The sequence below is a fragment of the Priestia sp. 10L35 genome (genome assembly GCF_056395685.1).
In genome coordinates this window covers 399,854-425,141 of record NZ_JBFTKA010000005.1, presented here as the reverse complement: position 1 = coordinate 425,141, position 25,288 = coordinate 399,854, and the positions used below count along the sequence as shown (strand labels likewise).

General features: G+C 39.1%; 21 protein-coding genes and 2 tRNA genes. 15 read left to right on the top strand and 8 right to left on the bottom strand.

What is annotated here, in order from left to right; genetic code table 11:
* Positions 1-71 precede the first annotated feature (71 nt).
* The 4 genes from AC1DEF_RS20325 to aceA all read left to right on the top strand — a co-directional run bounded on the left by AC1DEF_RS20325 (position 72) and on the right by aceA (position 3,367).
* Positions 72-146, top strand: a tRNA-Asn gene (locus AC1DEF_RS20325).
* 4 nt (positions 147-150) lie between these two features.
* Positions 151-222: transfer RNA gene (locus tag AC1DEF_RS20320), tRNA-Glu, on the top strand.
* Between the two features lie 209 nt (positions 223-431).
* The gene (locus AC1DEF_RS20315; RefSeq protein ID WP_097824347.1) at positions 432-1,691 is read left to right on the top strand and encodes a M48 family metallopeptidase; all 1,260 of its coding nucleotides are present in this window, start codon (positions 432-434) and stop codon (positions 1,689-1,691) included.
* 392 nt (positions 1,692-2,083) lie between these two features.
* Positions 2,084-3,367 (top strand): isocitrate lyase, encoded by a 1,284-nt coding sequence (gene aceA, locus AC1DEF_RS20310; RefSeq protein WP_097824346.1) that lies wholly within the window; start codon positions 2,084-2,086, stop codon positions 3,365-3,367.
* Between the two features lie 197 nt (positions 3,368-3,564).
* Here aceA and AC1DEF_RS20305 read toward each other — a convergent pair whose 3' ends face one another.
* Positions 3,565-3,801, bottom strand: a complete 237-nt coding sequence (locus AC1DEF_RS20305) for an IDEAL domain-containing protein (RefSeq protein ID WP_028412421.1) — start codon at positions 3,799-3,801, stop codon at positions 3,565-3,567.
* 176 nt (positions 3,802-3,977) lie between these two features.
* Here AC1DEF_RS20305 and AC1DEF_RS20300 point away from each other — a divergent pair, with 176 nt between their 5' ends.
* The 8 genes from AC1DEF_RS20300 to AC1DEF_RS20265 all read left to right on the top strand — a co-directional run bounded on the left by AC1DEF_RS20300 (position 3,978) and on the right by AC1DEF_RS20265 (position 20,498).
* A complete protein-coding gene (locus AC1DEF_RS20300; protein WP_097824345.1) occupies positions 3,978-5,957 on the top strand; it encodes a S9 family peptidase in 1,980 nt (659 codons plus the stop codon).
* Positions 5,958-6,119: 162 nt separating this feature from the next.
* Positions 6,120-6,737 (top strand): TVP38/TMEM64 family protein, encoded by a 618-nt coding sequence (locus AC1DEF_RS20295; RefSeq protein WP_013081701.1) that lies wholly within the window; start codon positions 6,120-6,122, stop codon positions 6,735-6,737.
* A gap of 580 nt (positions 6,738-7,317) precedes the next feature.
* On the top strand, positions 7,318-8,058 hold the full coding sequence (gene fabG, locus AC1DEF_RS20290) for a 3-oxoacyl-ACP reductase FabG (RefSeq protein WP_013055347.1): 741 nt from the start codon (positions 7,318-7,320) through the stop codon (positions 8,056-8,058).
* Between the two features lie 262 nt (positions 8,059-8,320).
* Positions 8,321-11,821: a helicase-exonuclease AddAB subunit AddB gene (addB, locus tag AC1DEF_RS20285; protein ID WP_097824344.1), complete on the top strand. Its 3,501-nt coding sequence runs from the start codon at positions 8,321-8,323 to the stop codon at positions 11,819-11,821.
* The gene (gene addA, locus AC1DEF_RS20280; RefSeq protein WP_097824343.1) at positions 11,814-15,551 is read left to right on the top strand and encodes a helicase-exonuclease AddAB subunit AddA; all 3,738 of its coding nucleotides are present in this window, start codon (positions 11,814-11,816) and stop codon (positions 15,549-15,551) included. Before addB ends, addA begins: the two co-directional genes overlap by 8 nt.
* A gap of 53 nt (positions 15,552-15,604) precedes the next feature.
* Positions 15,605-16,789 (top strand): exonuclease SbcCD subunit D, encoded by a 1,185-nt coding sequence (locus tag AC1DEF_RS20275; protein ID WP_043980880.1) that lies wholly within the window; start codon positions 15,605-15,607, stop codon positions 16,787-16,789.
* On the top strand, positions 16,786-20,178 hold the full coding sequence (locus AC1DEF_RS20270; protein WP_097824342.1) for an SbcC/MukB-like Walker B domain-containing protein: 3,393 nt from the start codon (positions 16,786-16,788) through the stop codon (positions 20,176-20,178). The genes AC1DEF_RS20275 and AC1DEF_RS20270 overlap by 4 nt, the downstream gene beginning before the upstream one ends.
* Positions 20,179-20,192: 14 nt before the next feature.
* Positions 20,193-20,498, top strand: a complete 306-nt coding sequence (locus AC1DEF_RS20265) for an HNH endonuclease (protein ID WP_013081707.1) — start codon at positions 20,193-20,195, stop codon at positions 20,496-20,498.
* Positions 20,499-20,544: 46 nt separating this feature from the next.
* Here the strand turns inward: AC1DEF_RS20265 and AC1DEF_RS20260 are convergent, their stop codons facing one another.
* From AC1DEF_RS20260 to AC1DEF_RS20235, 6 genes are all read right to left on the bottom strand, one after another.
* Positions 20,545-20,763, bottom strand: a complete 219-nt coding sequence (locus AC1DEF_RS20260) for a spore germination protein (RefSeq protein WP_025749935.1) — start codon at positions 20,761-20,763, stop codon at positions 20,545-20,547.
* Positions 20,764-20,822: 59 nt separating this feature from the next.
* Positions 20,823-21,254 carry a spore germination protein GerPE gene (locus AC1DEF_RS20255; RefSeq protein WP_028407429.1) on the bottom strand — a complete coding sequence of 144 codons (432 nt, stop codon included), beginning with the start codon at positions 21,252-21,254 and terminating at the stop codon, positions 20,823-20,825.
* Between the two features lie 12 nt (positions 21,255-21,266).
* Entirely contained in the window at positions 21,267-21,443 is a 177-nt protein-coding gene (locus AC1DEF_RS20250; RefSeq protein ID WP_013055355.1) for a hypothetical protein, read from the bottom strand.
* Complete coding sequence (gerPC, locus tag AC1DEF_RS20245) at positions 21,440-22,156, bottom strand: spore germination protein GerPC (RefSeq protein ID WP_043980887.1); 717 nt, start codon at positions 22,154-22,156, stop codon at positions 21,440-21,442. The genes AC1DEF_RS20250 and gerPC overlap by 4 nt, the downstream gene beginning before the upstream one ends.
* 89 nt (positions 22,157-22,245) lie before the next feature.
* The gene (locus tag AC1DEF_RS20240) at positions 22,246-22,521 is read right to left on the bottom strand and encodes a spore germination protein GerPB (RefSeq protein ID WP_016763006.1); all 276 of its coding nucleotides are present in this window, start codon (positions 22,519-22,521) and stop codon (positions 22,246-22,248) included.
* A 30-nt stretch (positions 22,522-22,551) separates the two neighbouring features.
* Complete coding sequence (locus AC1DEF_RS20235; RefSeq protein WP_013055358.1) at positions 22,552-22,773, bottom strand: spore germination protein; 222 nt, start codon at positions 22,771-22,773, stop codon at positions 22,552-22,554.
* A 198-nt stretch (positions 22,774-22,971) separates the two neighbouring features.
* Between AC1DEF_RS20235 and AC1DEF_RS20230 the strand changes: the two genes are divergently transcribed.
* The 3 genes from AC1DEF_RS20230 to AC1DEF_RS20220 all read left to right on the top strand — a co-directional run bounded on the left by AC1DEF_RS20230 (position 22,972) and on the right by AC1DEF_RS20220 (position 24,599).
* Positions 22,972-24,018 (top strand): DUF418 domain-containing protein, encoded by a 1,047-nt coding sequence (locus AC1DEF_RS20230; RefSeq protein ID WP_255255751.1) that lies wholly within the window; start codon positions 22,972-22,974, stop codon positions 24,016-24,018.
* Positions 23,958-24,173, top strand: a complete 216-nt coding sequence (locus AC1DEF_RS20225; RefSeq protein WP_255255750.1) for a DUF418 domain-containing protein — start codon at positions 23,958-23,960, stop codon at positions 24,171-24,173. The genes AC1DEF_RS20230 and AC1DEF_RS20225 overlap by 61 nt, the downstream gene beginning before the upstream one ends.
* 78 nt (positions 24,174-24,251) lie before the next feature.
* Positions 24,252-24,599, top strand: coding sequence for a DUF1516 family protein (locus tag AC1DEF_RS20220; RefSeq protein WP_013055360.1), 348 nt, complete (start codon positions 24,252-24,254; stop codon positions 24,597-24,599).
* A gap of 41 nt (positions 24,600-24,640) precedes the next feature.
* Here AC1DEF_RS20220 and AC1DEF_RS20215 read toward each other — a convergent pair whose 3' ends face one another.
* A complete protein-coding gene (locus AC1DEF_RS20215; RefSeq protein ID WP_016763009.1) occupies positions 24,641-25,201 on the bottom strand; it encodes a DUF2777 domain-containing protein in 561 nt (186 codons plus the stop codon).
* Between the last annotated feature and the right edge of the window lie 87 nt (positions 25,202-25,288).

Here is a 25,288-nt window from a genome sequence, read left to right as displayed (position 1 = left end):
GCTCAGCTGGTTAGAGCGCACGCCTGATAAGCGTGAGGTCGGTGGTTCGAGTCCACTTAGGCCCACCATATTCCACAGTAGCTCAGTGGTAGAGCTATCGGCTGTTAACCGATCGGTCGTAGGTTCGAGTCCTACCTGTGGAGCCATACTGGCCCGTTGGTCAAGCGGTTAAGACACCGCCCTTTCACGGCGGTAACACGGGTTCGAATCCCGTACGGGTCATCTTAAAAGCAGTTTGCATATGCAAACTGCTTTTTTTGTTTGTAAACGGAGTTTATTCTTTTGTCTAAACTCTATTTTTCATTTTTCTATGATTTCCTCGCCTCAAATTACATTTCTTATAGCACATCCATAAACGCTTGTTCTAAATTTCGAAAAAAAACCTACAATAGTAATAACGGCATACTGTTTGTACAAAAGGAGGGGAATGCGTGAAAAAAATTGTTTGGTGGTCCATCGGAGTTTTTCTTGTGTATGGAGCGTGTATTTGGGTGTATTTATTCTATATAAGCGATACCTCTATTCCACAATCATTAAAAGGCACCAGCGTAGACCCGGCTACGTTTATGAATACACGAGAACTTATGTTAACCGAAAAATATTCAAAAATTAGAGATGCGCTCTTTTTTATCCGAATTCCATATGAGTGGCTAGGGTTTATTTTAATTTTAGTGTTAGGTGTGTCTAAGAAAGTTAATAAGTGGTCTAAAGATGTCAGCCGTTTCAGTCTTCTCCAAACTGCTATTTATGTATTTTGGTTATCCGTTCTGCTGCTGATCTATTCTTTTCCTATGGACTGGATTAGCTATAAGCTTTCAAAGGCTTATCATATTACGACGCAACCTTTCCAGGGATGGATGAAGGATCTTTTTACAGATTTTTGGGTGAACTATGCCACCATGTTTTTAGTGATTGCTGTGTTATATGCATTCATTCGTAAGTTTTCAAAAAGATGGTGGCTGTATGCGTGGCTAGTATCTATTCCATTTACGCTATTTTTGACGTTTATTCAACCAGTGGTTATCGATCCGTTATATAACGATTTTTATCCATTAAAGAATAAAGAGCTGGAAACGAAAATTTTGCATTTAGCAGACGAAGCTCATATACCTGCTAAGCATGTATATGAAGTAAACATGTCTGAAAAAACGAACTCCCTTAATGCATATGTGACGGGAATAGGTTCTAATTCAAGAATTGTGTTATGGGATACTACTCTTAATAAATTAACGGAACGTGAAATTTTGTTTATCATGGCGCATGAAATGGGTCATTATGTAAAGAAACATATTTATGTGGGGATTGCTTCAGCATTAGTTTTATCGATCGTAGGCTTATGGCTAACGAAACATTTAGCCAGCTTTGTGATTAAGAAATGGGGGAAAGCATTAAAAATTACTTCTCTTAGTGATTTAAATTCTTTACCGCTTATTCTACTTATTTTTTCTATTCTTACATTTGCTGTGAGTCCGTTAACAAATATGCAGTCGCGTCATCATGAACTTCAATCTGACACGTATGCTATGGACCTAACAGGAGATAAGCAAGCTGCTATTAAAACGTTTCAGGACTTAACGAAATCAGGACTATCTCAGGTAAATCCGCCGTATTTAGTGAAGATTTTCCGATATGGTCACCCAACAATACTGGAAAGAATTTCATTTGTTGAGAAGTATGAAAGAAATGAATAAGTGATATAAGAAAAAGTAAAGGATATATGAAGCCTTTTATACGTAGGTATTAATAGAAAAGCCTCCTTGCGAGTAGGAAAAAAATTCTAAAAGGAGGTTTCATTTTCGAAAGTACTGTTATATAATAACGTATGTAAAATAAAAACTGTTTTATAACAATAGGGAGGAATAGTTATTTGTGATTGAAAAGATAGCAGTCAAAATTCTCAGCGTATATTCACCTCAGCTAAGTCTTACTACATGTCCTTCACCTACTTACTTATTTCATCTACGTTCTTGCTAACATTATGGCAAGCTGCTAATTTACTTCATCATGAAACAGACATATTCTAACTGCTGCGTTTTATATTTTTATGAATATAGAATTTTAAATTCATTAGGGGGTATAAAGAATGAAAGACATTCGTGTAAAAAACCTTGAAGAGAACTGGAAAAGCGATGAGCGTTGGAAAGGAATTGAACGTCCATATTCTGCAGAAAAAGTCATTGGGCTAAGAGGGTCTATTGATATTGAACATACGCTTGCTAGAAGAGGAGCTGAAAAGTTCTGGAACTTATTAAAAACAGAGCCATACGTTCATGCCTTAGGAGCTTTAACAGGAAATCAAGCAGTACAACAGGTAAAAGCAGGGCTAAAAGCAATTTACTTAAGCGGATGGCAGGTAGCTGCAGATGCAAATCTTTCAGGAAATATGTATCCTGATCAAAGTTTATACCCGGCAAACAGCGTGCCGCATGTTGTGAAACGAATCAATCAAGCGCTGCAGCGTGCTGATCAAATTCAGCATTTAGAAGGAGAAGGGGATATCGATTACTTTGCTCCAATTGTAGCAGATGCAGAAGCAGGGTTTGGAGGACAGTTAAACGTATTTGAACTCATGAAAGGAATGATTGAGTCGGGAGCATCTGCCGTACACTTTGAAGATCAATTATCCTCTGAGAAAAAGTGTGGTCATCTCGGCGGCAAGGTATTGCTTCCAACTCAAACCGCTGTGAAAAATTTGATTGCTGCTCGTTTAGCTTCTGATGTAATGGGGGTTCCAACACTTCTGATTGCTCGTACCGATGCTGATGCCGCTGATTTGATTACAAGTGATGTTGATCCTGTAGATCGCCAGTTTATTACAGGTGAACGCACCGCTGAAGGTTTTTATCGCACGAGAGCCGGAATCGATCAAGCTATTGCTCGTGGCTTAGCATATGCGCCATATGCGGATCTAGTGTGGTGTGAGACGTCTGAACCAAACTTGGAACAAGCACAAAAATTTGCAGATGCTATTCATGAAAAATTCCCAGGTAAAATGCTTGCTTATAACTGTTCACCATCTTTCAACTGGAAGAAAAAGTTAGATAAGAAAACGATTGAAAAATTCCAAAGAGAAATTGCAAAAATGGGCTACAAGTTCCAGTTTGTTACGCTTGCTGGCTTCCACGCTTTAAACCACAGCATGTTTGAGCTGGCACGAGGATATAAAACAAGAGGAATGGCAGCTTATTCAGAGTTACAAGAAAGAGAGTTTGCTAGTGAAGTAAATGGATATACAGCTACAAGACATCAGCGTGAAGTAGGAACGGGCTATTTTGATGAAGTGGCACAAGTAGTTTCTGGTGGGACTTCTTCTACAACAGCTTTAAAAGGTTCCACAGAAGAAGAGCAGTTTCAGACGCATAAATAACAAAAAAAACCTATGAGTGGAATGGTCGGTTACGTCCACTCATAGGAAAGATTCTACTAAAAAAGATTCTTACAGGTGTAAGAATCTTTTTTTATGTAGAAAACACGATTTAACAGACAGCTGTTCTTCCTGAGAAGAAAGGATCTGCCTGTTAAACGTACATATAAATCGTTAATATGAATTAAGCTCCTGAAATATTAAGTAGATGTTTGAAGCAGGGATTGGTACTGTGCTGATAGCTCATAAAAAGCAGTTTCATCACGTTGATCTAATGCCGTGTTAATGTTTGTTTCTAACAGTTCTTTTTGACGCTTAAAAAGCGATTCATCAATTACCATTTCGATATAAACATCCAACATACTCACAGTATCAATTACTTTTTTCTTGCGAGCGAGGGACTTCATCATTTCCGTGTACGATTTTTCATTGTTCATACCTCATCACCTCTGCACCCTTTTTATTATTATATAGATTAAAAGGAGAAAAAACAACTAATTTTCTAAATTTTTAGATTTTTATTTTCAGAAATGATAAAGTAAAAGGGAAACGCTATTTTTGTTTTTATCAATTGACTATTTGGTTTAAAAATGAGTGCTTGGGGGCGAAGAAATTGAATCATTTAAAAAAGCGTACGGTAACGATAGAGGATTTGTATGAACTGAAGTCTGTGTATAATCCTCAGATTTCCCCAGATGGTAAAAGTGTAGTTTATACGGTCCGAGAAACGAAGAAAATAGAGAACACGTATGAGACGCAGCTATTTCTGCTAGATCTTGAAACGAAAAAAACAAAGCAATTAACCTACTGTAAAGGAAACAATCATTCTCCAGTATGGTCCCTTGATGGCAAGTGGATTGCTTTTTTATCCGATCGCAGTCAGAGCGTTCAGCTCTATCTATTAGCAGCGGCAGGAGGAGAAGCAGAAGCACTCACAGATCTTGAAAAAGGCGTTAGCAATCCGGTGTGGTCTCCTTATAGTGACGAAATTATGTTTTCTACAAAAGTAGGAGAAAAAGCTGTAAGAGTTGAACAAAATCATGAATATCCTCAGCCTTACGAAGTGGAGCGTCTATTGTACAAATCCGATGTTAGCGGTTATTTAAAAGGTGAATATGCTCAAGTTGCCGTCGTTAAACTTAAAAACAAAGAAGTGACGTTTTTAACGGATGGACCTTATCATCACTCTGTTGGGTGCTGGTCCCCTGATGCAAACTCAATTGTATTTTGCAGCAGCCGAGGAGAGAATCCGGATTTATCGCTAACGATGGATGTGTTTATTTTGCATCGTGATACTAAAAAAGTAACATCTATTACAGCGGAAACAGGATATTTTCATCAAGTTTCGTGGTCACCGGATGGGTCATACATAGCATACATTGGAAATGAACGTACATACGGATCGGCTTCAATGAATGACATATATATTTATCAGATCTCTAACCAAAAAACAGCTTGTATCACTGCTGGCATAGACTTAGAAATAGGAGATATGGTAGCAGGAGATTTTCACTTTGGTAGAACCGCAGCGGGAATTATGTGGGGCAGTAATGAAGAATTTTATTTTGTCGTAAGTGAAAAGGGTTCTGTAGGCATATATAAAGGAAATGTGAATGGAAAGCTAGACTCTGTACTTATGGATAATGCTCACGTATATGAGGTCTCTGTTCTTCCCAATTGTGAGGAAGCTATCGTGGCAATCAGTACATTTACACATCCCGGAGATCTTTATTCTCTAAATTTAAAAACAGAGGAATTAGTGAAGCTGACAAACGTTAATGACTCATTTTTAAAGCATGTGCAGCTTACACAAGCAGAATCTTTTTACGCCACTTCTACGGACGGTATACATATCCACAGTTGGGTAGTAAAAGCTGCTGCTACCAATGATGTATCTCCAACCATTTTAGAAATCCATGGAGGTCCGCATCTTATGTATGGTCATACATTTATGCTTGAATTCCAAGTACTTGCATCAAAAGGGTTCAATATCCTCTTTTCTAATCCAAGAGGCGGCAGAGGATATGGTCAAGCATTTACAGATGCGGTTCGAGGGGATTACGGAGGCATGGATTATACGGATTTGATGGCAGTGACTGACGAAGCAGTGAAGCGCTACTCTTATATTAATGAAGATAAGCTTGGCGTAACAGGAGGAAGCTACGGAGGGTTTATGACAAACTGGATTGTAGGAAGTACAAATCGGTTTAAAGCAGCGGTAACGCAACGGTCTATTTCAAATTGGACAAGTTTTTACGGCGTTAGTGATATTGGCTATTATTTTACCGAATGGGAATTAAAAGCTGATATTTATGAAAATCCGGAAAAACTTTGGAACCACTCGCCGCTTCGTTTAGCGGAGAATGTTAAAACACCGCTGTTAATCTTGCATAGCGAACAGGATTACAGATGTCCAATTGAACAAGCTGAACAGCTTTATGTGGCCCTGAAAAGAAAAGATAAAGAAGTAGAATTTATTCGTTTTCCTCAGTCTAATCATGAACTTTCTAGAAGCGGTAAGCCTAATTTACGAACGGCGAGACTAAAATATTTAACAAGCTGGTTTAAACGTTATTTAAAACAGTCTCAGTAAAAAATGCATGGCTGTTCAACCAAATATGTATGTGTAAATAAAGGCTGTATGGCAAGCGTAAAAGGACAGGAAAGGTAAAACGCTGTAAAACTTTTGTTTGGTAAAGGAAAGTAGTACAATAAGTGAAAAGTAGCACAGTTGTTTAAATAAGGAGAACATTCGATGGATTTTGAAACATTAAAGCATTATTTGACGTTAGACGGCGTCCTCGAGTTATTAAAACAATATCAATCATTTGGAATCATTCCAGGGCTGCTGTTGCCTATTTTAGAAGCGTTTATCCCTATCTTGCCGCTTTTTGCGTTTGTAATGGCCAATGCTGCTGCTTTTGGCTTATGGTTAGGTTTTTTAATTTCATGGGTTGGCAGCTGCGTTGGATCACTGCTTGTCTTTTTGATTTTTAGAAAATATGGACAGGCGAGGTTTTTACATTTCATCAGCCGGCATGCGCAAATTCGAAAGATTATGATTTGGGTAGAAAGACACGGGTTCGGACCGCTGTTTATTATGCTTTGTTTCCCTTTTACCCCGTCTTCGGCAATTAATGTAGTAGCAGGGCTATCACGTGTTAGTATGGCTCAGTTTATGCTGGCTGTATTAGCCGGTAAAATGGTGATGATATTTATGATGAGCTTTATTGGGGCCGATTTTGTTTCATTTGTGAAACAGCCTCTGAAAGCAGTACTTGTTTTAGTCATCATTTTTGTTCTATGGCTTGTTGGAAAACAAATTGAACGAAGATTAAATGAAAAATCTAAAGTGAAACAGTATGACAAATAGTTTGTTTATATATAACAAATAGTGATGAAAGACTGCTTTTTAATAGGCAGTCTTTTGTTATACATACAGCCAAAAGGGGTATTGTAAACTATAGAAAAGCCTTTTCTTATAGGGATACAACAGCATTTTTGAAAGGATCTTAAAATTTTTCTTAAAGAAGTTATTTGTCTGTTTATTCGGTTGGAAGAACAATGCACATACAGAGTATCTGTCCAGTAATGAACAAGTTTTTTGTTTATCAATTGTGAGAAATATGCTAAAATAAAAGAAAAAACTGGGAATAAATTAGACGTCTATTCCTAGTTGCACCTAAGTAATGAACCCTTTGTTTTCTAGAGATATACGTGTTTTTTCTCAACATGTATTATCACCTCATGTATTTCAAAACGTTTTCTTAAAAATTATATGAATGATTTTTGAGCTTGACTACTAAGATGTAAGTAGAGGGATCATTACTAGAAAAGCACCGAATGATCATTAAGACGTGCTTGGCGTCGTTTTGAGGAGGGGAATGCGCTACTGAGATTCAAGCGACTTGCTGATTAATCGTTGTTAGTAAGCGTCTTATAGCGCGGGTGACATGAGATTAAAAGATAAAGTGGCAATTATTACGGGTGCAGCAAATGGATTAGGATTCGAAGCTTCTCGAATATTCGCACAAGAGGGTGCAAAGGTCGCTATGGTTGACTACGATGCAAAAACGGGAGAAGAACGAGCAGCTCAGCTAAAAGAAGAAGGCGGAGATGTAGCATTTTTTCAAGTGAACGTAGCGGATCGAGACAGTGTAGATGCAATGGTAGAAGAAGTAGTGAAACGCTACTCTAAAATAGATATTTTAATTAACAATGCAGGTATCACCAGAGATGGAATGCTAACCAAATTATCAGTTGAAAATTTTCAAGCAGTAATCAACGTAAACCTTACAGGCGTTTTTCACTGTACACAAGCAGTGGTACCGCATATGATTGCTCAAGGTAAAGGGAAAATTATTAGCACATCTTCGGTATCTGGCGTATATGGAAATGTTGGTCAAACAAACTATGCGGCGACAAAGGCAGGCGTAGTAGGAATGACAAAAACATGGGCTAAAGAGCTGGGACGAAAAGGAATTAATGTAAACGCTGTAGCTCCCGGGTTTATTGAGACGGATATGGTGAAGGCGATGCCAGACAAAATCATTGATCAAATGAAATCCACTATTCCTTTACAAAGATTAGGTCAGCCTTCTGACATTGGTTATGCTTATCTGTATTTAGCATCTGATGAGTCCAACTATATTAACGGTACAACACTTCATGTAGATGGTGGAATCATGATGTAAAAGTAGAAAATAATTCGCTTTTCTAAAACTTTTCAGTGGTCTTTTGACTACTGAAAAGTTTTTTTGTTGCATCCAGCATTTCACATATCGGCAAAGTGGAATTTTGTCTGCAAGTTCAGTAAAATAATAAGGAGAGAGATAGAGAGATTTAGATGATTATCACTATAAAATTTTGACGACTGCGTCACGTGTTTACGTGGCGTTTATCCATTTTGTACTTAAACAAATGAAAACATAGAGAAAAAAATGAAGGGGTGAAAACGTGGGGCTACAGTTTTTATTAGGACGTTCAGGAAGCGGGAAAACGGAATATCTTTTAAATAGCATGCGCCAAGAGCTGTTAAATGCTCCGCTTGGGCATCCACTTATTTATATTGTACCTGAACAGATGACATTTCAGTCGGAGTATGCGCTTGTTCAAACACCTGGGTTAGAAGGCATGATGCGTGCTCAAGTTTATAGTTTTACACGTCTTGCATGGCGTATCCTGCAAGAAGTTGGAGGTATTAGCCGCTATCATGTGGATCAAACAGGTATTCATATGATGCTTAAAAAAATTATCGAACATCAAAAAGAAGAGCTTCGACTGTTTGCGAATTCTTCAGAACAAGCAGGGTTTATTGAAGAACTGGAAAAAATGGTTAAAGAATTTAAACAGTACACAGTAGATGCCCCGTCTCTCGAAGAGATGAAGAAAAAGCTTCAAGCAGAAGATGAGAAAGTCCTTGCTGATAAATTACATGATTTACATCTCATTTACGGAGAATTAGAAAAACAGCTGATGACGAAATATGTAGATGGAGAAGATTATTTGAAGCTGCTGAGTGAAAAAGTAGCGTCTTCTGGCTATCTTGCTCAAGCAACGATTTATGTAGATGGATTTCATCACTATACTCCTCAAGAATTAACCGTATTAGTAGAGCTGATGAAAGTTTGTAGAGAAGTAAAAATAGCGGTGACTTCTGATTATTCATATCAAGATTTTATTCCAAATGACTTGCACTTGTTTCGATTAACGAGCGAAACGTACCAAGAAATAATGGGCCTGGCGGCTGAAAACGGTATAGAGATTCAAGAGCCAATCGTATTTAACGAACAAAAAAGGCATCAAAACAGTCCAGAGCTTGCCTATTTAGAACGATATTATGATGAACGGCCAACGCCGGAATTTCAGTCAGAGCCCGAGCACATTCAGCTGCTACCGGCTGTTAGCCGAAGAGCAGAAGTTGAAGGGATTGCAAGAGAAGTACTTTCACTTGTACGCGATCGCGGCTATCGCTACCGTGATATTGCCTTGATTGTTAGAAATGCAGAAGATTACCATGACTTGCTTCAAACCATTTTTCGAGATTATGAAATTCCGTACTTTATTGACCAAAAACGAGCGATGTTTCACCATCCACTCGTTGAATTTGTTCGCTCAGTGTTAGAGGTGGTAAGCGGGTCATGGCGATATGAAACCATCTTTCGAGCAGTGAAAACAGATCTTTTATTTCCTTTGTCATCTGATGTGCACCAGCTTCGCGAAGAGATGGATGAATTAGAAAATTATGTACTCGCTTACGGTATTCAAGGATCTAAGTGGACGAGCAAGGAACCATTTACCTACAGAAAATATCGTTCGCTTGAAGACATGAACCTTGGGAAAACGGACGAAGAGCTTGCTTTTGAGCAAAAAATAAATGAATTAAAAAATATGATTGTTCCTCCTATTTATTCGCTTCAGCAAAAATTAAAACAAGGGAAAATAGGAAAAGAAAAAGCAGAAGCGCTCTATCGTTTTTTAACGAATTTAGATATTCCACAAAAGATAGAAGCGCTGCGCAATCGATGTGAAGAAGAAGGAAAGCTTCAAGAAGCAAGAGAGCACGAGCAGGTATGGAAAGCAATTCTTCACTTATTTGATCAGTTTGTTGAAATGATGGGAGAAGAGAAAGTATCGATTTCTTTGTTTGCAGATCTATTTGAGACAGGGCTTGACAGCATGCAGTTTGCACTTGTTCCGCCTGCACTGGATCAAGTGGTTGTGGCAAGTTTTGAGCGTTCGCGTTTATCCGATATCAAAGCAAGCTTTGTGTTAGGTGTAAATGACGGTGTGATTCCAGCTAAACCCAAAAGCGATGGCCTGTTATCTGAGAAGGAGAGAGAGCAGCTGCTTGAATCAGGTTTATTACTTGCGCCAACCGGAAGACAAAAGCTGTTTGACGAACAATTTCTCATTTATTTAGCACTTTCCAGCTCTTCGGAAAAACTTTATGTTTCGTATCCTCTTGCCAATGAGGAAGGGAAGACCCTGCTGCCTTCACTCGTTATTAATCGAGTAAAAGAGCTATTTCCGCTCCTGCAGGAAAAACTGTTAATGACGGAACCTACAGATTTAGAAGAAGAAAAGCAAGTTGATTATATTACAAATCCTTTAACGAGCATCGCGCATTTAGCCAGCCAGCTGCAAGGATGGAAACGCCATTATCCGATGAGTTCCGCTTGGTGGGATGTGTATAATTTTTATGTGGAAAATTCAGATTGGAACTCATACAGTGGGAAAGTACTAAGCAGCTTATTTTATCAAAATGAAGCAAAACGGTTAACAAAGAAAACGAGTCAGCGTCTGTATGGAAAGCATATTCAAGCAAGCGTATCGAGAATGGAAAAATTTGAAGCCTGTCCATATGCGCATTTTGCTTCTCACGGGCTCAAGCTTAAAGAACGAAAAGTTTTCAAATTGGCGGCTCCTGACATAGGCGAGTTATTTCACGCGGCGTTGAAAATGATTTCAGACGAACTTCGCGGCGGTCAAAAAGAATGGAAGAACTTAACGAGAAAAGACTGTCAGCAGCTTTCTACGGCTGCAGTGCATGAGCTTGCTCCGCGCTTGCAAAATGAGATTTTATTGAGCTCGAATCGCCACCACTATTTAACACATAAGCTGCAGCAAATTATTGAACGTGCGTCGCTTGTGTTAAGTGAGCACGCTAAGATGAGCGGCTTTGTTCCCGTTGGATTGGAGCTTGGATTTGGACCTAGCGCAGAGCTGCCTTCTATGCAGTTCACACTGCCAAATGGCCATACGATGGAACTCGTTGGCAGAATTGACAGGGTAGATAAAGCGGAAAGCTCAAAAGGACTTTTACTGCGTATTGTCGACTATAAATCAAGCGATAAAGCATTAAACTTAGTGGAAGTGTACTACGGTTTATCTCTTCAAATTTTAGCTTATTTAGACATAGTCGTGACGTATGCTGAACAGCTTCTTCATGATAATAGAGGAGCATTGCCTGCTGGCGTTCTTTATTTCCACGTTCATAATCCAATGATCAACAGCACTAAAGCATTACAGCCTGATCAAATTGAAGCTGAAATCTTCAAGAAGTTTAAAATGAAAGGACTGCTTGTAGGAGACGAGGAAGCAGTAAGGTTAATGGACGAAACGTTAGAATCAGGGCACTCACAGGTTATATCAGCTGGCATTAAAAAGACAGGGGGCTTTTATTCCAATTCTTCGGTTGCGAGCGAAGAAGATTTTACACATCTCCGTCAGTATGTGCGAGGTAAATTTGTGGAGGCAGGTACAGAGATTACAAATGGGAAAATTGACATTTCGCCTTATAAACTAAAAGATAAAACACCATGTGCGTTTTGTGAATACCGCTCAATTTGTCAGTTCGATGAATCAATGGAAAACAACGAATATCGTCAGCTTAGTACAGAGAGTCAAAGTGTTATTTTAGATAAAATTCGAGAGGAGGCCAAACGAGATGAATGAAGATATACACGTAAAACCGGCCGACTCCCAGTGGACAGATGATCAGTGGAAAGCCATTGTTTCATCCGGTCAAGATATATTAGTAGCCGCGGCGGCTGGCTCAGGAAAAACAGCGGTTTTAGTTGAACGTATTATTAAAAAGATTACGATGGGTGATGAGCCAATCGATGTTGATAGATTACTCGTTGCTACGTTCACAAATGCTTCTGCAGCCGAAATGAGAAATCGAATTGGAGAAGCATTGGAAAAAGAGTTAAAAAAGAATCCATCTTCTTTGCACTTGCGCAGACAGCTTAATTTATTAAACCGTGCGTCGATTTCTACGCTCCATTCTTTTTGTTTAGAAGTCATTCGAACGTATTATTATTTGATTGATGTAGACCCTGGTTTTCGGATTGCAGATGATACGGAAGCCGATCTTCTGCGTGAAGAAGTATTAGAAGAATTGTTTGAAGAACAGTACAGTATTGAACAGAACGAGCGATTCTTTGATTTAATTGATCGTTATACAAGTGACAGAAATGACTTAGATATTCAGCTTATGGTAAGAAAGCTGTATGACTTTGCAAGATCTAACCCTGACCCAAACGGCTGGCTTGAAATGATCGTGAGTCAATATGATGTGACAGAAGACTCTTCTATTGATTCACTTCCGTTTCTATCTTTTCTTTTACAAGAAGTAACAACGCAGCTAATGGGCATTGAGTCGATTTTAAAACAGGGCTTAGAGTTAACAAAGCTGCCAGGAGGGCCTGCTCCTCGCGCCGTTAATGCAGAGGAAGACCTGGCTCAAATTCATCGGCTGATCAGTGCTTCTAAGCATTCTTTTGCTGATTTGCATGAGGAAATGCAGAATTTGAATTTTACTCGTTTAAAGCCATGTAAAGGAGAAGCATACGACTCGCAGCTTTTAGATGATTTCGGAGAGCTTCGCAAAAAAGCTAAAACAAGTCTTGAAAAACTTCATGCTGATTTGTTTTCTAGGCCTTTGCACGGCTACATGGCTGATTTTGAGAAAATGAAGCCCGTTATTGAAACGCTAATCTTTTTAGTTCAGCGCTTCGGTGAACGATATGAACATATGAAAAAAGAGAAAGGGTTAGTGGACTTTTCTGATTTAGAACATTATTGCCTGCAAATCTTGAGTGTAAAAGAAGATGGAGTGCTTAAGCCTTCGTCCATTGCCCAAAAATATCGTACTCAGTTTGAAGAGGTGCTTGTTGACGAATATCAAGATACAAATATGGTTCAAGAAACACTGATTAAATTAGTGACGAGAGATAGTGAAGAACAAGGGAATTTATTTATGGTTGGAGATGTAAAACAATCCATTTACCGCTTTCGTTTAGCGGAGCCATTTTTGTTCTTAACAAAGTACAAGCGCTTTACACAAGATGGTCGCCAGTTCGGAAAACGTATCGATTTGAATAAAAACTTCCGCAGTCGTTCTCAAGTGCTTGATGCTACAAACTTTATTTTTAATCAGCTGATGGATGAAGAAGTAGGAGAAATTGCATATGACGATGATGCTTCTTTAAAATTAGGAGCATCGTATCCAAAAGCGGAAGGAATGGAAACGGAGCTTCTGCTCATTGCAAAAGAAAATGCAGAAGAAGGAGGGGAAGAAGAATCGGATTCTTCTCTCGTCGCTTTTTCAGAAGCAGAGCTTGAAACGGCTCAGTTAGAGGCAAGAGCAATGGCGCGTAAAATCAAAGAACTCGTTCAAAACCGCTTTCAAATATATGATCGCAAGCTCGATATCATGAGAAATGTGACGTATCGTGACTTTGTTATTTTGCTTCGTTCTATGCCTTGGGCTGCGCAGATTATGGATGAATTTAAGCAAGAAGGCGTGCCCATTTATGCCGATTTATCAACAGGTTATTTTGATGCTACTGAAGTGATGATTATGATGTCTTTATTAAAAGTAGTAGATAACCCGCATCAAGACATTCCGTTAGCTTCTGTTCTTCGCTCACCGGTAGTAGGGCTTTCAGATGAAGAGTTAGCTACACTGAGAGCAGAGCAAAAGAAAGGAACGTATTACGATGCGTTAAAAACGTACTTAGCGGCTTCAGATGATGAAGAACTTCGCGATAAAGTAAAGTATTTCTATGAGCAGTTAAAAGCATGGAGAACACAAGCTAGACAAAGCTCTTTGTCAGAACTGGTATGGCAAATTTACCGCGATACGGGTTTCTTTGAATTTGTTGGCGGACTTCCTGGCGGGAAACAGCGTCAAGCCAATTTACGTGCTCTTTACGATCGCGCTCGCCAGTACGAGGCAACTTCATTTAGAGGTCTGTTTCGATTTTTACGTTTTATTGAACGCATGCAGGACCGAGGGAACGATTTAGGAGCTGCTCGAGCACTGGGAGAACAAGAAGATGTGGTGCGTTTGATGACGATCCACAGCAGTAAAGGTCTTGAGTTTCCTGTTGTTTTTGTAGCTGGTCTTGCTCGTCAGTTTAACTTAATGGACTTGAATAAAGCATATTTACTCGATAAAGAACTAGGTTTTGGATCTAAATATATTGATCCAAAACTGCGTATTACGTACCCTACTCTTCTTCAGCAGACCATGAAGAAAAAAATGAAAAAAGAAAGCATGGCAGAGGAAATGCGGGTATTATACGTAGCTTTGACGCGTGCGAAAGAAAAACTTATTTTAGTCGGAACAGTAAAAGATGCACCAGAAAAGCTCAGACAATGGAGCTCCGTTATGGCACATGAAGATTGGACGCTTCCAGCTCACGTGAGAAGAGATGCAAAATGTTATTTAGACTGGATTGGACCTTCTTTAATCCGTCACCAAAATGTTAGTCATATGGTTGAAGGAGAGGTCCAGCCGGCCAAGGTGATTCATCAGCATGCTTCAAGCTGGAAACTTTCAACGTTATTAGCAGATGATTTAGCCGAGCAGCCTCTTGAAGAGCAGCAGCATCATGAAGAGCTTTTAAACGCTCTTCAAAAGCATGAGCCAGTTTCAGAATCGAGCGATTATAAAGACGAAGTGTATAGACGCTTAAATTGGTCTTATGATTATCGTGTAGCTTCCGTTCATCGTTCGAAGCAATCTGTTTCTGAACTAAAAAGGCAGCAGCAGCTGACGGACGTAGGTGGAAGCGACGATCTCATTCGAGGATCTAAAGCACCTCTTGAAAATCGTCCGCTGTTTCTTCAAGAGAAATCTCTCACAGGAGCTGAAAGAGGAACAGCTACACATGCCGTTATGCAGCAGCTTCCATTAAATAAAGCTTATACCCTTGAAATGGTTCAAGACTTTATTCAATCAATGGTTACCAAAGAATTATTGACGCAAGAACAAGCGGATGCTGTTGATGCAAATGATGTAGCAGACTTTTTAGACAGTGACATTGCACAAGGTATTCGAACGGCTCGCACGCTTTATAGAGAGATGCCTTTTAGTTTAGGTGTCTCCGCTAAAGAAATCTATGATCATTGGGAGCAGGAAGACGAAACAATTTTAGTGCAAGGTATTATTGATTGTTTGTATGAAACGGAAGAAGGTCTCGTTTTACTTGATTTTAAAACCGATAACATTTCGCATCGTTTTCAAGGGGATTTTGAACGAGCAAAACCATTTCTAATTGACAGATACCGCATTCAGTTAGAGCTTTACGCAAAGGCCATTGAGCGGATTGTAAAACAACCTGTGCAGCATCGCTATCTGTACTTTTTAGATGGTGGACATGCTGTTGAAATATAAAAAAAGAAGAAGGCGATAGTCTTCTTCTTTTTCACCAATAAGGAGAGAGTAACATGCGTTTATTACATACAGCGGATTGGCATTTGGGGCGAACGTTAGAAGGTCGAAGCCGTCTAGCTGAGCAAGCACAGTTTTTAGATGAACTGGCAGACATTGTGGAAGAAGAAAAGATAGATGCTATTCTCATGGCGGGAGATGCCTTTGATACGGTTAACCCTCCAGCAGCGGCAGAGCAGCTTTTTTACGAAAGTATGTCTAGGTTGAGCAACAATGGAAAACGTCCGATTATTGTTATTGCAGGTAATCATGACAACCCAGATCGGCTGTCGGCGGCTTCTCCATTAGCTGTTCATCAAAATATTACGCTTCTTGGTTTGCCTACTACCGATGTAGAAAGCATTCACATTCCTACATCAGATGAAGTGTTAAAGGTTGCGGCTCTTCCTTACCCATCTGAATCAAGGTTAAAGGAACTGTTAGCAGAAGAAAATGATGAGCTGGCTCTTCGAAACTCATATGATGCCAGAGTAAAAGGTATTTTTGATAAAATGAGTGAGCAGTTCACAACAGATACCGTTAATATTGCCATGAGTCATATTTACGTAGCAGGGGGAAGTTCAACGGACTCAGAACGTCCAATTGAAGTAGGAGGAGCTTATACGGTGGCGGCAACTAGTTTACCTGCTAATGCTCAATATGTAGCTCTAGGACATTTGCATCGCCCGCAAATGATCAATCGCGCCAGCACCCTTGCAAGATATTCTGGGTCACCTCTTGCCTATAGCTTTTCAGAGTCAGGCTATGCAAAGTCTGTTACCATTTTAGACGCTCAGCCAGGAAAAGAGGTCGAAATGACCGAAATTCCATTATCCAGCGGAAAGCCTTTGACACGTTGGAAAGCAAAAAACGGACTGCTAGAAGTATATACGTGGCTTGATGAACAGAAAGATGCGCAGGCATGGGTTGATTTAGAAGTTCACGTAGAAGATGCACTTTCATTAGAAGAAATCCATCGTCTTCGCAAGCTTCATCCAGGCTTTATTCATATCCGTCCAGTATTCAAAGCAGAAGAACTAGCACTTGAAACACGTTCACAGCGAGAAGTGCCGATCGAAGAACTGTTTACAAAGTTCTACAGCAGGCAAACCGGCGGAGGGGCACCTGATGATGAATTAGTCAAACTGTTTTTAACCTTGATTAACGATGAAGAAGTATCGGGAAAGGAGGATGAAAAATGAAACCTATTAACTTGACCGTTTCGGGGCTTCACAGTTTTAGAGAAAAACAAACTGTCGACTTTGAAGCGCTGTGTTCAGGCGGTGTTTTCGGAATATTTGGTCCTACAGGAAGCGGGAAATCCTCCATTTTGGATGCCATTACACTAGCTTTATACGGAAAAGTAGAGCGTGCAGCAAATAATACACAAGGAATTTTAAATCACGGGGAAAATGAACTGAAAGTATCGTTTACGTTCGAGCTGGAAAACGCTAGTCATAAAAAACGCTATACTGTTGAACGAAGCTTCAAACGAACGGATGAACTGCGTGTGAAATCAGCTTCAAGTCGATTGATTGAAATCGAAGATGAAACGTACGTATTAGCAGATAAAACGAATGATGTAAATCAGCAGGTACAGGAACTTCTCGGTTTAACTATTGATGATTTTACAAGAGCTGTTGTATTACCACAGGGAAAGTTTGCAGAGTTTTTATCATTAAAAGGGACGGAGCGCCGTCAAATGCTGCAGCGTCTTTTTAATCTCGAGCAGTACGGAGATCAGCTTAGTAAGAAAATACGCTATCAAGTTCAGCAGCTAAAAACAGACCTAGATAAGATTACGGCAGAACAAACGGGATTAGGTGAAGCTTCAACAGAGAAAGTAGCGGAAGCCCAGCAACTTGTAAGTGATAGCATTGTACTTTTGGAAAAACGAGAAAAAGAAGCGTCTGATTTGCAGGAAAGATACGATCAGCAGGCGTCTCTTTGGAAAGCGCAGCAGGAAAAAACAATGCTAGAAGAAAAACTAGTGTATGCTTCTAAGCAGGAAGAGGAGATTAAACAAAAGCAAGATGTGCTGACGAAAGCTCAGCAGGCAGAACGTCTTTTTCCCTATTTAGAAACATTTGAACAAGCTGAAAAACAGCAGAAGCTTTATGAAGATAAAGTAGAAAAATTAAAAGCACAAATTGTTCAAAAAAGTGAGGAATATAAGCGCTCAAATAACTTATATGAGCAGGCTCGCTTACAAAAAAATGAACAGCAGCCCAAATTGGTTGTTCAAAAAGAACAGCTTCAACAAGCTTCTGATCTTCAAAAACAAATTAAAGAAGGTCAGCAAGAAATAAAAGAAGCGGAAGTTTCTCTTCAGCAAAAGCAGCAGGCAATTCAAACGAAAAATGATGAATTAATGGAAGCGGATCAGCGGTATCAGCAAGGTTTGACTCTTCAAAAAGAGTTAAAGGAAACATTAACAAAAGTGGAGATTCAACCTGATTATCGGCAGGCTGTTCAGCAAGCATTTTACCGTTATCAAGTATGGAATAACGATAAAAAAAACCTAGATGAAGGTCAAAAAACGTATAAAGAAAAAGCCGAACGGCTTAAGCATTTGTACACACAAAAACAAACACACAAAGAGAGAGATCAGCAAACAATAGAACAAAGTAAAGGGGTATTTTCAGATATTCAAGGCTTGTATCACACTGTATGTGAGCGGGAAAAAGAGTTTCAGCAGCTTTTTCAACAAGCAGATCGTTTAATGAGCCATCTAAAAAGACGCAAAGAAAAAGAATGGTCACGCCGTCTGGCTCATCAATTAGCCGAGCAGCTGACCCAAGGAGAGCCTTGTCCGGTTTGTGGCTCTGAGCATCACCCTAACCCCGTGTTACACCAACAAGAAGGTGACGTCACAACTGAATCAGCGGATCAGTTCGAAGATCAAGTCAATCAGTTGCGTGAACAGCGATTTAGCTATTCGTCGCTCAAAATGCAGCTTGAACAGCTAGCTAAACCTCTTGTTGAAAAAATACCTGAGTTAGCTGAGTTTATGAATGAAGCTGGCGAAGTTCCTGCTTTAGGAGAAATGGATACAGATGCCTTTGGGCATTATGTTAAGAAAATAGAAGTTGAAATCAAATCTCTTGAGCAGGATTATTTGCAGGTAAGTGAAAAACAGCAAGCAATTCTTGGGCAGATACAAAAGGTCCAGCAAAGTCTTGAAAAGATTGAATTAGAGCTTGCTCATTATCAAAAAGAACAAGCTGAATTAGAAGGAAAGATAAATCAGCAAAAACAGGCGCTACAAGCAGGAAAAGAAGCTTTTCAACAAGACTATCCTTCCTTTGTATTTGAAGAGATGGAAAAAATTAATGAAAAGCTGACTGAAAGAGAAAAAGAAGAGCAGACAATAAAGGCTCGAATTGAAAAAAGTAGCGTATTTTTTGAAAATCAGCAAAAGAAAATCGAACGTCTAAAAGAAGAGAAATATGCGGGCGAAAAAGAATTTACAGAATTAAAAGCAATGCTGTCTCATAAACAATCTCTTGTTCACTCGCAAATTGAACGCTTGCGTACGCTTACAGATCAAGAAGATATTGAACAGGCGCTGCAAAAAACAGTTCTTTTACTTGCGGAGTTAGAGACGAATGAACAGCAGGCATATCAACATTGGCAGACTGTTCAAAAAGCGTATCAAACGCTGCAAATGGATGAAAAAGCGGCGAGCGAGTCCCTAGAAACAGCTCATATCCAGTATAAAAAGGCAGCTGAAAAATGGGAAGAAGCGGTAGGGAATTCTTTATTCAGCGAAGGAAAAGAAGTTCAGCAAGCTTTGTTATCACATGATGAGATGAAATTGTTGGATGAAACTGTTCAGGCTTATTGGGACAATATAAAACAGATGAAGTCATCAATTGAACAGTTAAATATTCAGCTGAATCACCAGTCCATAGAAGAGCACCAATTTGAAGAAACTCAGCAGCTGCTTCATGATATAAAAGCGGCTGTGAAAGAAGCGGTTCAGCTCAAGGGAGCAGCTGAGCAAACGTTAAAAAGCGTCAAAGAACGGCATGAGCGATTTTTAGTGCTTGAACAGGACCGTGAAGAAAAACAAGCGTTATTTGAACAGTATCAAAAGCTTCAAACAGTATTTAAAGGAAATGCTTTCGTGGAATATATTGCTGAAGAACAGCTGATGTCCGTTAGCCGAGATGCTTCAGAGCGTCTGGGTATATTAACACGTCAGCGCTATGCGATTGAAGTTGATTCCCAAGGCGGCTTTATTATGAGAGATGATGCAAATGGAGGAGTAAAACGTCCGGTTTCAACTTTATCTGGTGGAGAGACGTTTTTAACTTCCCTGGCTTTGGCCCTTTCATTATCTGCACAAATTCAGCTAAGAGGAGAGTATCCGCTGCAGTTTTTCTTTTTAGATGAAGGATTTGGAACGCTTGATGGAGAGCTTCTTGATACCGTGGTAACAGCGCTTGAAAAACTTCAGTCCAATAATTTATCAATTGGAGTCATCAGTCACGTGCAAGAACTTCGTGCTCGCCTGCCAAAACGTTTGATTGTTGAGCCGTCCGAGCCTTCTGGCAAAGGAACTAGTGTAAGAGTAGAAACTTTATAGGGAAGGAAATCTATATGAAGAAAAAAGACAGGCGGATAGGAACATGCGAATTATGCGGAAGGCAGGATGTCTTGACGACCGTACATCATTTAACGCCAAAGGAAATGGGCGGAGCATTTGAACCAACAGCAAACTTATGTATTCCGTGTCATAAACAAATTCATGCGTTATACACAAATGATGAATTAGCCATTCGTCTTAATACGATTTCTTTATTACAAGCTGATTCTAAAATTAGCTCTTTTATTAAATGGATTCGTAAACAGCCTTCTTCTAAATTACCTAAAACCAAGAAATCAAACAGCCGAAAATCCAAGTGAATAAAAAACCCCTTATCCGCTTTAATAGCAAAGATAAGGGGTTTTTTTAAGCATTTGCTGCTATATTTTGATCGAATAAATCTGGATCTAACGTATTTGTTCCTGAAATGCCGTTATTAGTATTAACAAAGTTACCTGTATTTAAAGAACCAGAGCCTGACGCTGTTTTAGCGGCACTTTTTGGAGAAACATAAAACGTATCTCCAAACGTTACGACACCGCCTCCGACGCTCATGATACTAACGGGTCCAATTATTGCTGGCATGAGATTCACACCCTTTTTTCATGATATTAATTTAGTATATGAGCAGCTTTTTAAAAGGTTCACTCACTGCTGCTAGCTTGTGAAGAAGCACTACTTGATGTTCCTGTTTCAGCTTCCTTTGAAGGTTCATCGTTGATCAGTTCCCGAATATGCTTAATGCGGGCTTCTGCATAAACATTGCACGTTGATCCAATATGAATAACTGATGAGAATGAGCACCCTTTTATATCAATTCTGTTAACGCGGATCAAAGGTATTTCATTCCATGTTTGAACGGGAATAGGTTCATAATCGCCATGAGGAATAGGCTCATTAAAGATAGCGTAATCATCAAAGTTTCCTTCTCGACCGTAGAAAAACGGATACTGTCTCCGATCGGCTAAAGCTTTATTAAGTAGATGAATTTCTGTTGAATCTCCAATTTGGCAAAAGGAGCTCGCCGACAAGGAATTAATTTCTATATAATTAACAGAAGATGTGCGTGAAAGCATACGTAAGCTCCTTTATGATAACGATAGTGGCACATAAGGTCCGATAATCAACGATTCAGCCGGCGTATCAAATGTTGAGGATAGAGAGATGTAATTGGCATCACCAATTAAAAAAAGAGAAGAAGAAGATACGCCTGTAATACTAACGTCTCCAACAAGCAATTCGCGGTTTACAACGTTAAAGTTCATGAAGGAGGTCCACCTTTCTTTAAAGATTCAGGTAAATACGTTAAAAATGCGTCAATTCCTTTTTTCATATCTTCATAAAGTTTACCGATAATTTGAGGTTTGATTTGTTCAAAATTTCGTTCCATTTCTTCCGGCTGAACTTGCTGTATATAAAAAGTAATCCGCTGCTGCAGCTGCTTTTTAATATCTTCTAAAATAAACTCGTAGTACGATTCATCAATCATCATCGAGCGCTCATCAAGCACATGTTGAACCATAGAAAATCCATATTGATTAAGTTCAGCTAAAATCGTTTCGTGGATATCAGAGACCCACTGTTTTTCTAGCTGGCGGTTCAACGGTTTTAAGCTAGGATTTTGCGGTCCAGGACCTCCGGGTTGTCCCGGCTGCTCACCTTGAGGCGGTTGCCCCTGTGGCTGAGCTCCTTGCGAAAACGTTACTTCTGGTTTCTCATTGATAATGATATCTTCTAAATTATCAGGTGTAAGAGGGTTTAATCCAATATTTAATGTTCCATCTAATGAATCGATTTTTAACTGTTCAAATTTATATTCAATTTTATCAATTTTAATAGGTGGCTGTTCACCTAACTCTTTTATTTTTTTCTGAAGTTCTTGTACGTTTTTTTCAAGCTGAGCAATGCGTCCTTCTTGCTGCTGAATATACGAAGACATTTGCTGAACATACTGATGTACCTGCTGAATATAGTCCATGTTATCCACCTTCAATCACCTCAATTCCCTTATCTTCTGATAAAGAAAATAGTTATATATATACATATGGCGATGAAGGTTGTAACATGTCAGTCGTTGTCTCGAACTGGGGGAGTTAACGACTGTGAGAAAGGAGCTGGGGCAGTGCCCGCACCGGTTCCGGGAGTAAAGGTAGAAGGAGAAACAGATCCAAGAATGCCTTTTTTTGTTTCAGTAGGTGCAGCGCCTGTAAACCCTCCTGTATTAAAGAGATTTGAGTTCGGTTTAATAACACCTACGCTTCCAATTTGAAGTACTGAAGAGTTACTTACGGCACTGATTTTCATACTTTGAATACAGATACTTTGATTCACGTAAAAGTTCATAAGCATCCTCCTGTATGAGCTTCATTTCTATTATAGATTTCCAGCAACATTTTGGTCATTTACATCATTGTCTGACGTATTGGTTGAGCTCTGCTGATTCACAACATATAATCCGTCACCTGTATTAAACGAACCTGCGCCAGCAAATGTTTTAGCAGTGGAAATAGGGGCTATTGTATAAACATCTCCAATATGAAAGACGCTGGCTGAACCAACACTGTTAAGATTAACAACACCAACAATGGCAGGCATAGGCAAACACCCTTTTAATTTAGTCTAGTAACAGCATATGAAGCCTAGACAAAAAGGTGATTAATGCTTTTTCTTTATCTATATGCAGGGAGGAAGCAAAACATTAAAGAGAGGAATGGAAATAGTAAACATTGAAGAAAAACTTTTGCGTTCGATATAATGTGAAAGCAATAATGAAATAATGTAAGGTGTGAAAGAATGAAACGTTTCAAAATGAACGCAGCTGATAAAGAACAGCGCATTGAGGCAGCAGATGTATTAAAAGGAATCGCGCTTATTGGTATTTTGCTCATAAACATGCCGAATTTTTATTCACCTGCTTCCTATTACGACCATAATTTGTTGGACGGTTCAAGAATGAACTATGTTGCTAATGGATTAGTTGATGTAGTTGTAGGGCAGACATGCTACGCGCTGCTCGCTATTTTGTTTGGATTTGGTTTTATGAAAATGTTCCAGCGTACATACGAAAGGCAAGTAAGCTTTACTCCTTTTTATGTACGAAGAATCACGGCTTTGCTTCTCGTTGGGGCTATTCATGCTTTATTTATTTGGCACGGTGATATGATTGTGATGTACAGCTTCTTTGCTTTGAACATGCTATTTTTTCAAGAAGCAAAGAAAGAAGTGATATTAGCGTGGGGAACCGGAATATTTAGCATTTATGCTGTGATTATGATTGTTATTTTAACAGTAGCGGCTTTTGTTAACGAAGGAGAGACAGCAGCGGGAATTCACCAGCCTATTATTGACCAAGCGCTTCAAGCATATGGACACGGAAGTTTTGCGTCAATCTTTCATCAGCGCTTGCTTGATTGGTACTACGCATATAATTTAAATACCGTTCCTTTTCTGTTTTTATCGCTATTTCCACTGTTTTTATTAGGCGGTTTTATGGCAAAAAGCGAGTGGTTCGAAGAAATAGAAGAATATATAGTGGAGACAAAGTGGCTTTGTCTTATTTCATTCATCGTGTATGCAGCATCATCTGTATTGCCCTATGTTTTAGATCACAATGTAGCGACATCGTATATTCACGATACAATTGGAGGAACGGCAGGAGCAATTTTTATTGTAACGTTGGTCACATTAGCTATGCGAAGTGTATCTATTCAAAAAGTCATGCAGCCATTTGCCTTTTTGGGGAGAATGATTTTAACTAATTATATTGTCCAGTCCATTGTATGCACATTTCTTTTTTACTCATATGGGTTAGGATACTACGGATTTACTCATATGGGTTAGGATACTACGGACATATTTCAATTGTAGAAGGTTTGGCTATTGCGGGGATTATCATTTTTATTCAACTGCTGGGAAGCCGGATATGGATGAGCCTATTTTCAGATGGACCCCTTGAAAAACTCATTCGGTATGCTACTTATGGACGCGGTCGCTAAAAATCCTTTTTCTTCCTTATATTATTGGTGAAGGAAAGGTTTTCATGATATGATATTTTCAGAAAGGACGTGAGATGAATGGCTCCACTACATATTCATGTAACGCTTTGGACATTATTAATTATCTCGTTTGTGGTTTCGTTGATTTTACATCGAGCAGGTAAAGCTAAAGGTCAAAAAATTCTACATATGGTGGCGAGACTCCTATACTTATTAGTATTAGTATCAGGTCTGCATATGTTAGCAGCTTGGTACCATTTTCAAGGCGCAGCGCTCATTAAAGGAATTGCCGGAGTGTTAGTGCTTGTGGGAATGGAAATGGTACTTGTTCGTACTGAAAAAAGAAAGCGTACAGGCGTTGCTTGGGCAGTTCTTGTAATTGCGCTTATCTTAGTATTCTATTACGGATATGTCGTACTAGGATAAGAAAAAAGCTATCTTGGATAAGATAGCTTTTTTCTTTTGCTTTAATCTAAAAAAAGATTCATTGAACGTTCTCCATCATTAACGGTATATTCAAATCGATCTAGGTGATGCGTGCCTCGTTCGAATAAATGCTGAACGGCACAAATTTTCTCCTCATTGTCATAAATGATAAAATTAGCACCTTTTGTATCACCGTCTGTCGGTAAAAAACATAATGTGTTGTGACAGTAAATACAATCATAAAGAGAGAATTTTAATGAATTTAAGTGCTGAGTGAATGATAAAAAGGTCTCTTTCGGTAGCGATTGAAGAAGCTGTTCGTATGCATAAGGTAGCTTTTTAGTCAGTCTTAGCTTATCCCCATTTCGCAATAAATACGTTCCATCGTGAAGCTTTATTTGACGGTCATCAACCATAATGGCTTTTTCCCAGCGTGTATCAATAAGAAGTTCTAATGTATCATCCATTACTTCATGGAGCATGGAAGCTTCGTCACTTTCATCTTCAAAGAAAATCCACTGTGAATCAACACATTCAACCGTACCAATCACGAAGGAACGCGGCTGATTGTTCAGAGCTTGTTGTTTAGAATAATGAGTCATAATCAAACCTCCGTGTGAAATTTATCCATATTTTTTTATTGCCTAAAAAAGCTCTCTTTATAACTCGAAAGTGAAAATAAAATATAA

What these genes read in the sequence shown, in the direction of transcription:
- addA (WP_097824343.1), top strand. Translation starts at nt 11,814, where the DNA reads ATGAATGAAGATATACACGTAAAACCGGCCGACTCCCAGTGGACAGAT.
- aceA (WP_097824346.1), top strand. Translation starts at nt 2,084, where the DNA reads ATGAAAGACATTCGTGTAAAAAACCTTGAAGAGAACTGGAAAAGCGAT.
- AC1DEF_RS20305 (WP_028412421.1), bottom strand. Translation starts at nt 3,801, where the DNA reads ATGAACAATGAAAAATCGTACACGGAAATGATGAAGTCCCTCGCTCGC.
- AC1DEF_RS20295 (WP_013081701.1), top strand. Translation starts at nt 6,120, where the DNA reads ATGGATTTTGAAACATTAAAGCATTATTTGACGTTAGACGGCGTCCTC.
- AC1DEF_RS20230 (WP_255255751.1), top strand. Translation starts at nt 22,972, where the DNA reads ATGAAACGTTTCAAAATGAACGCAGCTGATAAAGAACAGCGCATTGAG.
- gerPC (WP_043980887.1), bottom strand. Translation starts at nt 22,156, where the DNA reads ATGGACTATATTCAGCAGGTACATCAGTATGTTCAGCAAATGTCTTCG.
- AC1DEF_RS20250 (WP_013055355.1), bottom strand. Translation starts at nt 21,443, where the DNA reads ATGAACTTTAACGTTGTAAACCGCGAATTGCTTGTTGGAGACGTTAGT.
- fabG (WP_013055347.1), top strand. Translation starts at nt 7,318, where the DNA reads ATGAGATTAAAAGATAAAGTGGCAATTATTACGGGTGCAGCAAATGGA.
- AC1DEF_RS20235 (WP_013055358.1), bottom strand. Translation starts at nt 22,773, where the DNA reads ATGCCTGCCATTGTTGGTGTTGTTAATCTTAACAGTGTTGGTTCAGCC.
- AC1DEF_RS20225 (WP_255255750.1), top strand. Translation starts at nt 23,958, where the DNA reads ATGCACATTTCTTTTTTACTCATATGGGTTAGGATACTACGGATTTAC.
- AC1DEF_RS20260 (WP_025749935.1), bottom strand. Translation starts at nt 20,763, where the DNA reads ATGCCAGCAATAATTGGACCCGTTAGTATCATGAGCGTCGGAGGCGGT.
- AC1DEF_RS20270 (WP_097824342.1), top strand. Translation starts at nt 16,786, where the DNA reads ATGAAACCTATTAACTTGACCGTTTCGGGGCTTCACAGTTTTAGAGAA.
- AC1DEF_RS20215 (WP_016763009.1), bottom strand. Translation starts at nt 25,201, where the DNA reads ATGACTCATTATTCTAAACAACAAGCTCTGAACAATCAGCCGCGTTCC.
- AC1DEF_RS20220 (WP_013055360.1), top strand. Translation starts at nt 24,252, where the DNA reads ATGGCTCCACTACATATTCATGTAACGCTTTGGACATTATTAATTATC.
- AC1DEF_RS20275 (WP_043980880.1), top strand. Translation starts at nt 15,605, where the DNA reads ATGCGTTTATTACATACAGCGGATTGGCATTTGGGGCGAACGTTAGAA.
- AC1DEF_RS20255 (WP_028407429.1), bottom strand. Translation starts at nt 21,254, where the DNA reads ATGCTTTCACGCACATCTTCTGTTAATTATATAGAAATTAATTCCTTG.
- AC1DEF_RS20265 (WP_013081707.1), top strand. Translation starts at nt 20,193, where the DNA reads ATGAAGAAAAAAGACAGGCGGATAGGAACATGCGAATTATGCGGAAGG.
- AC1DEF_RS20240 (WP_016763006.1), bottom strand. Translation starts at nt 22,521, where the DNA reads ATGAACTTTTACGTGAATCAAAGTATCTGTATTCAAAGTATGAAAATC.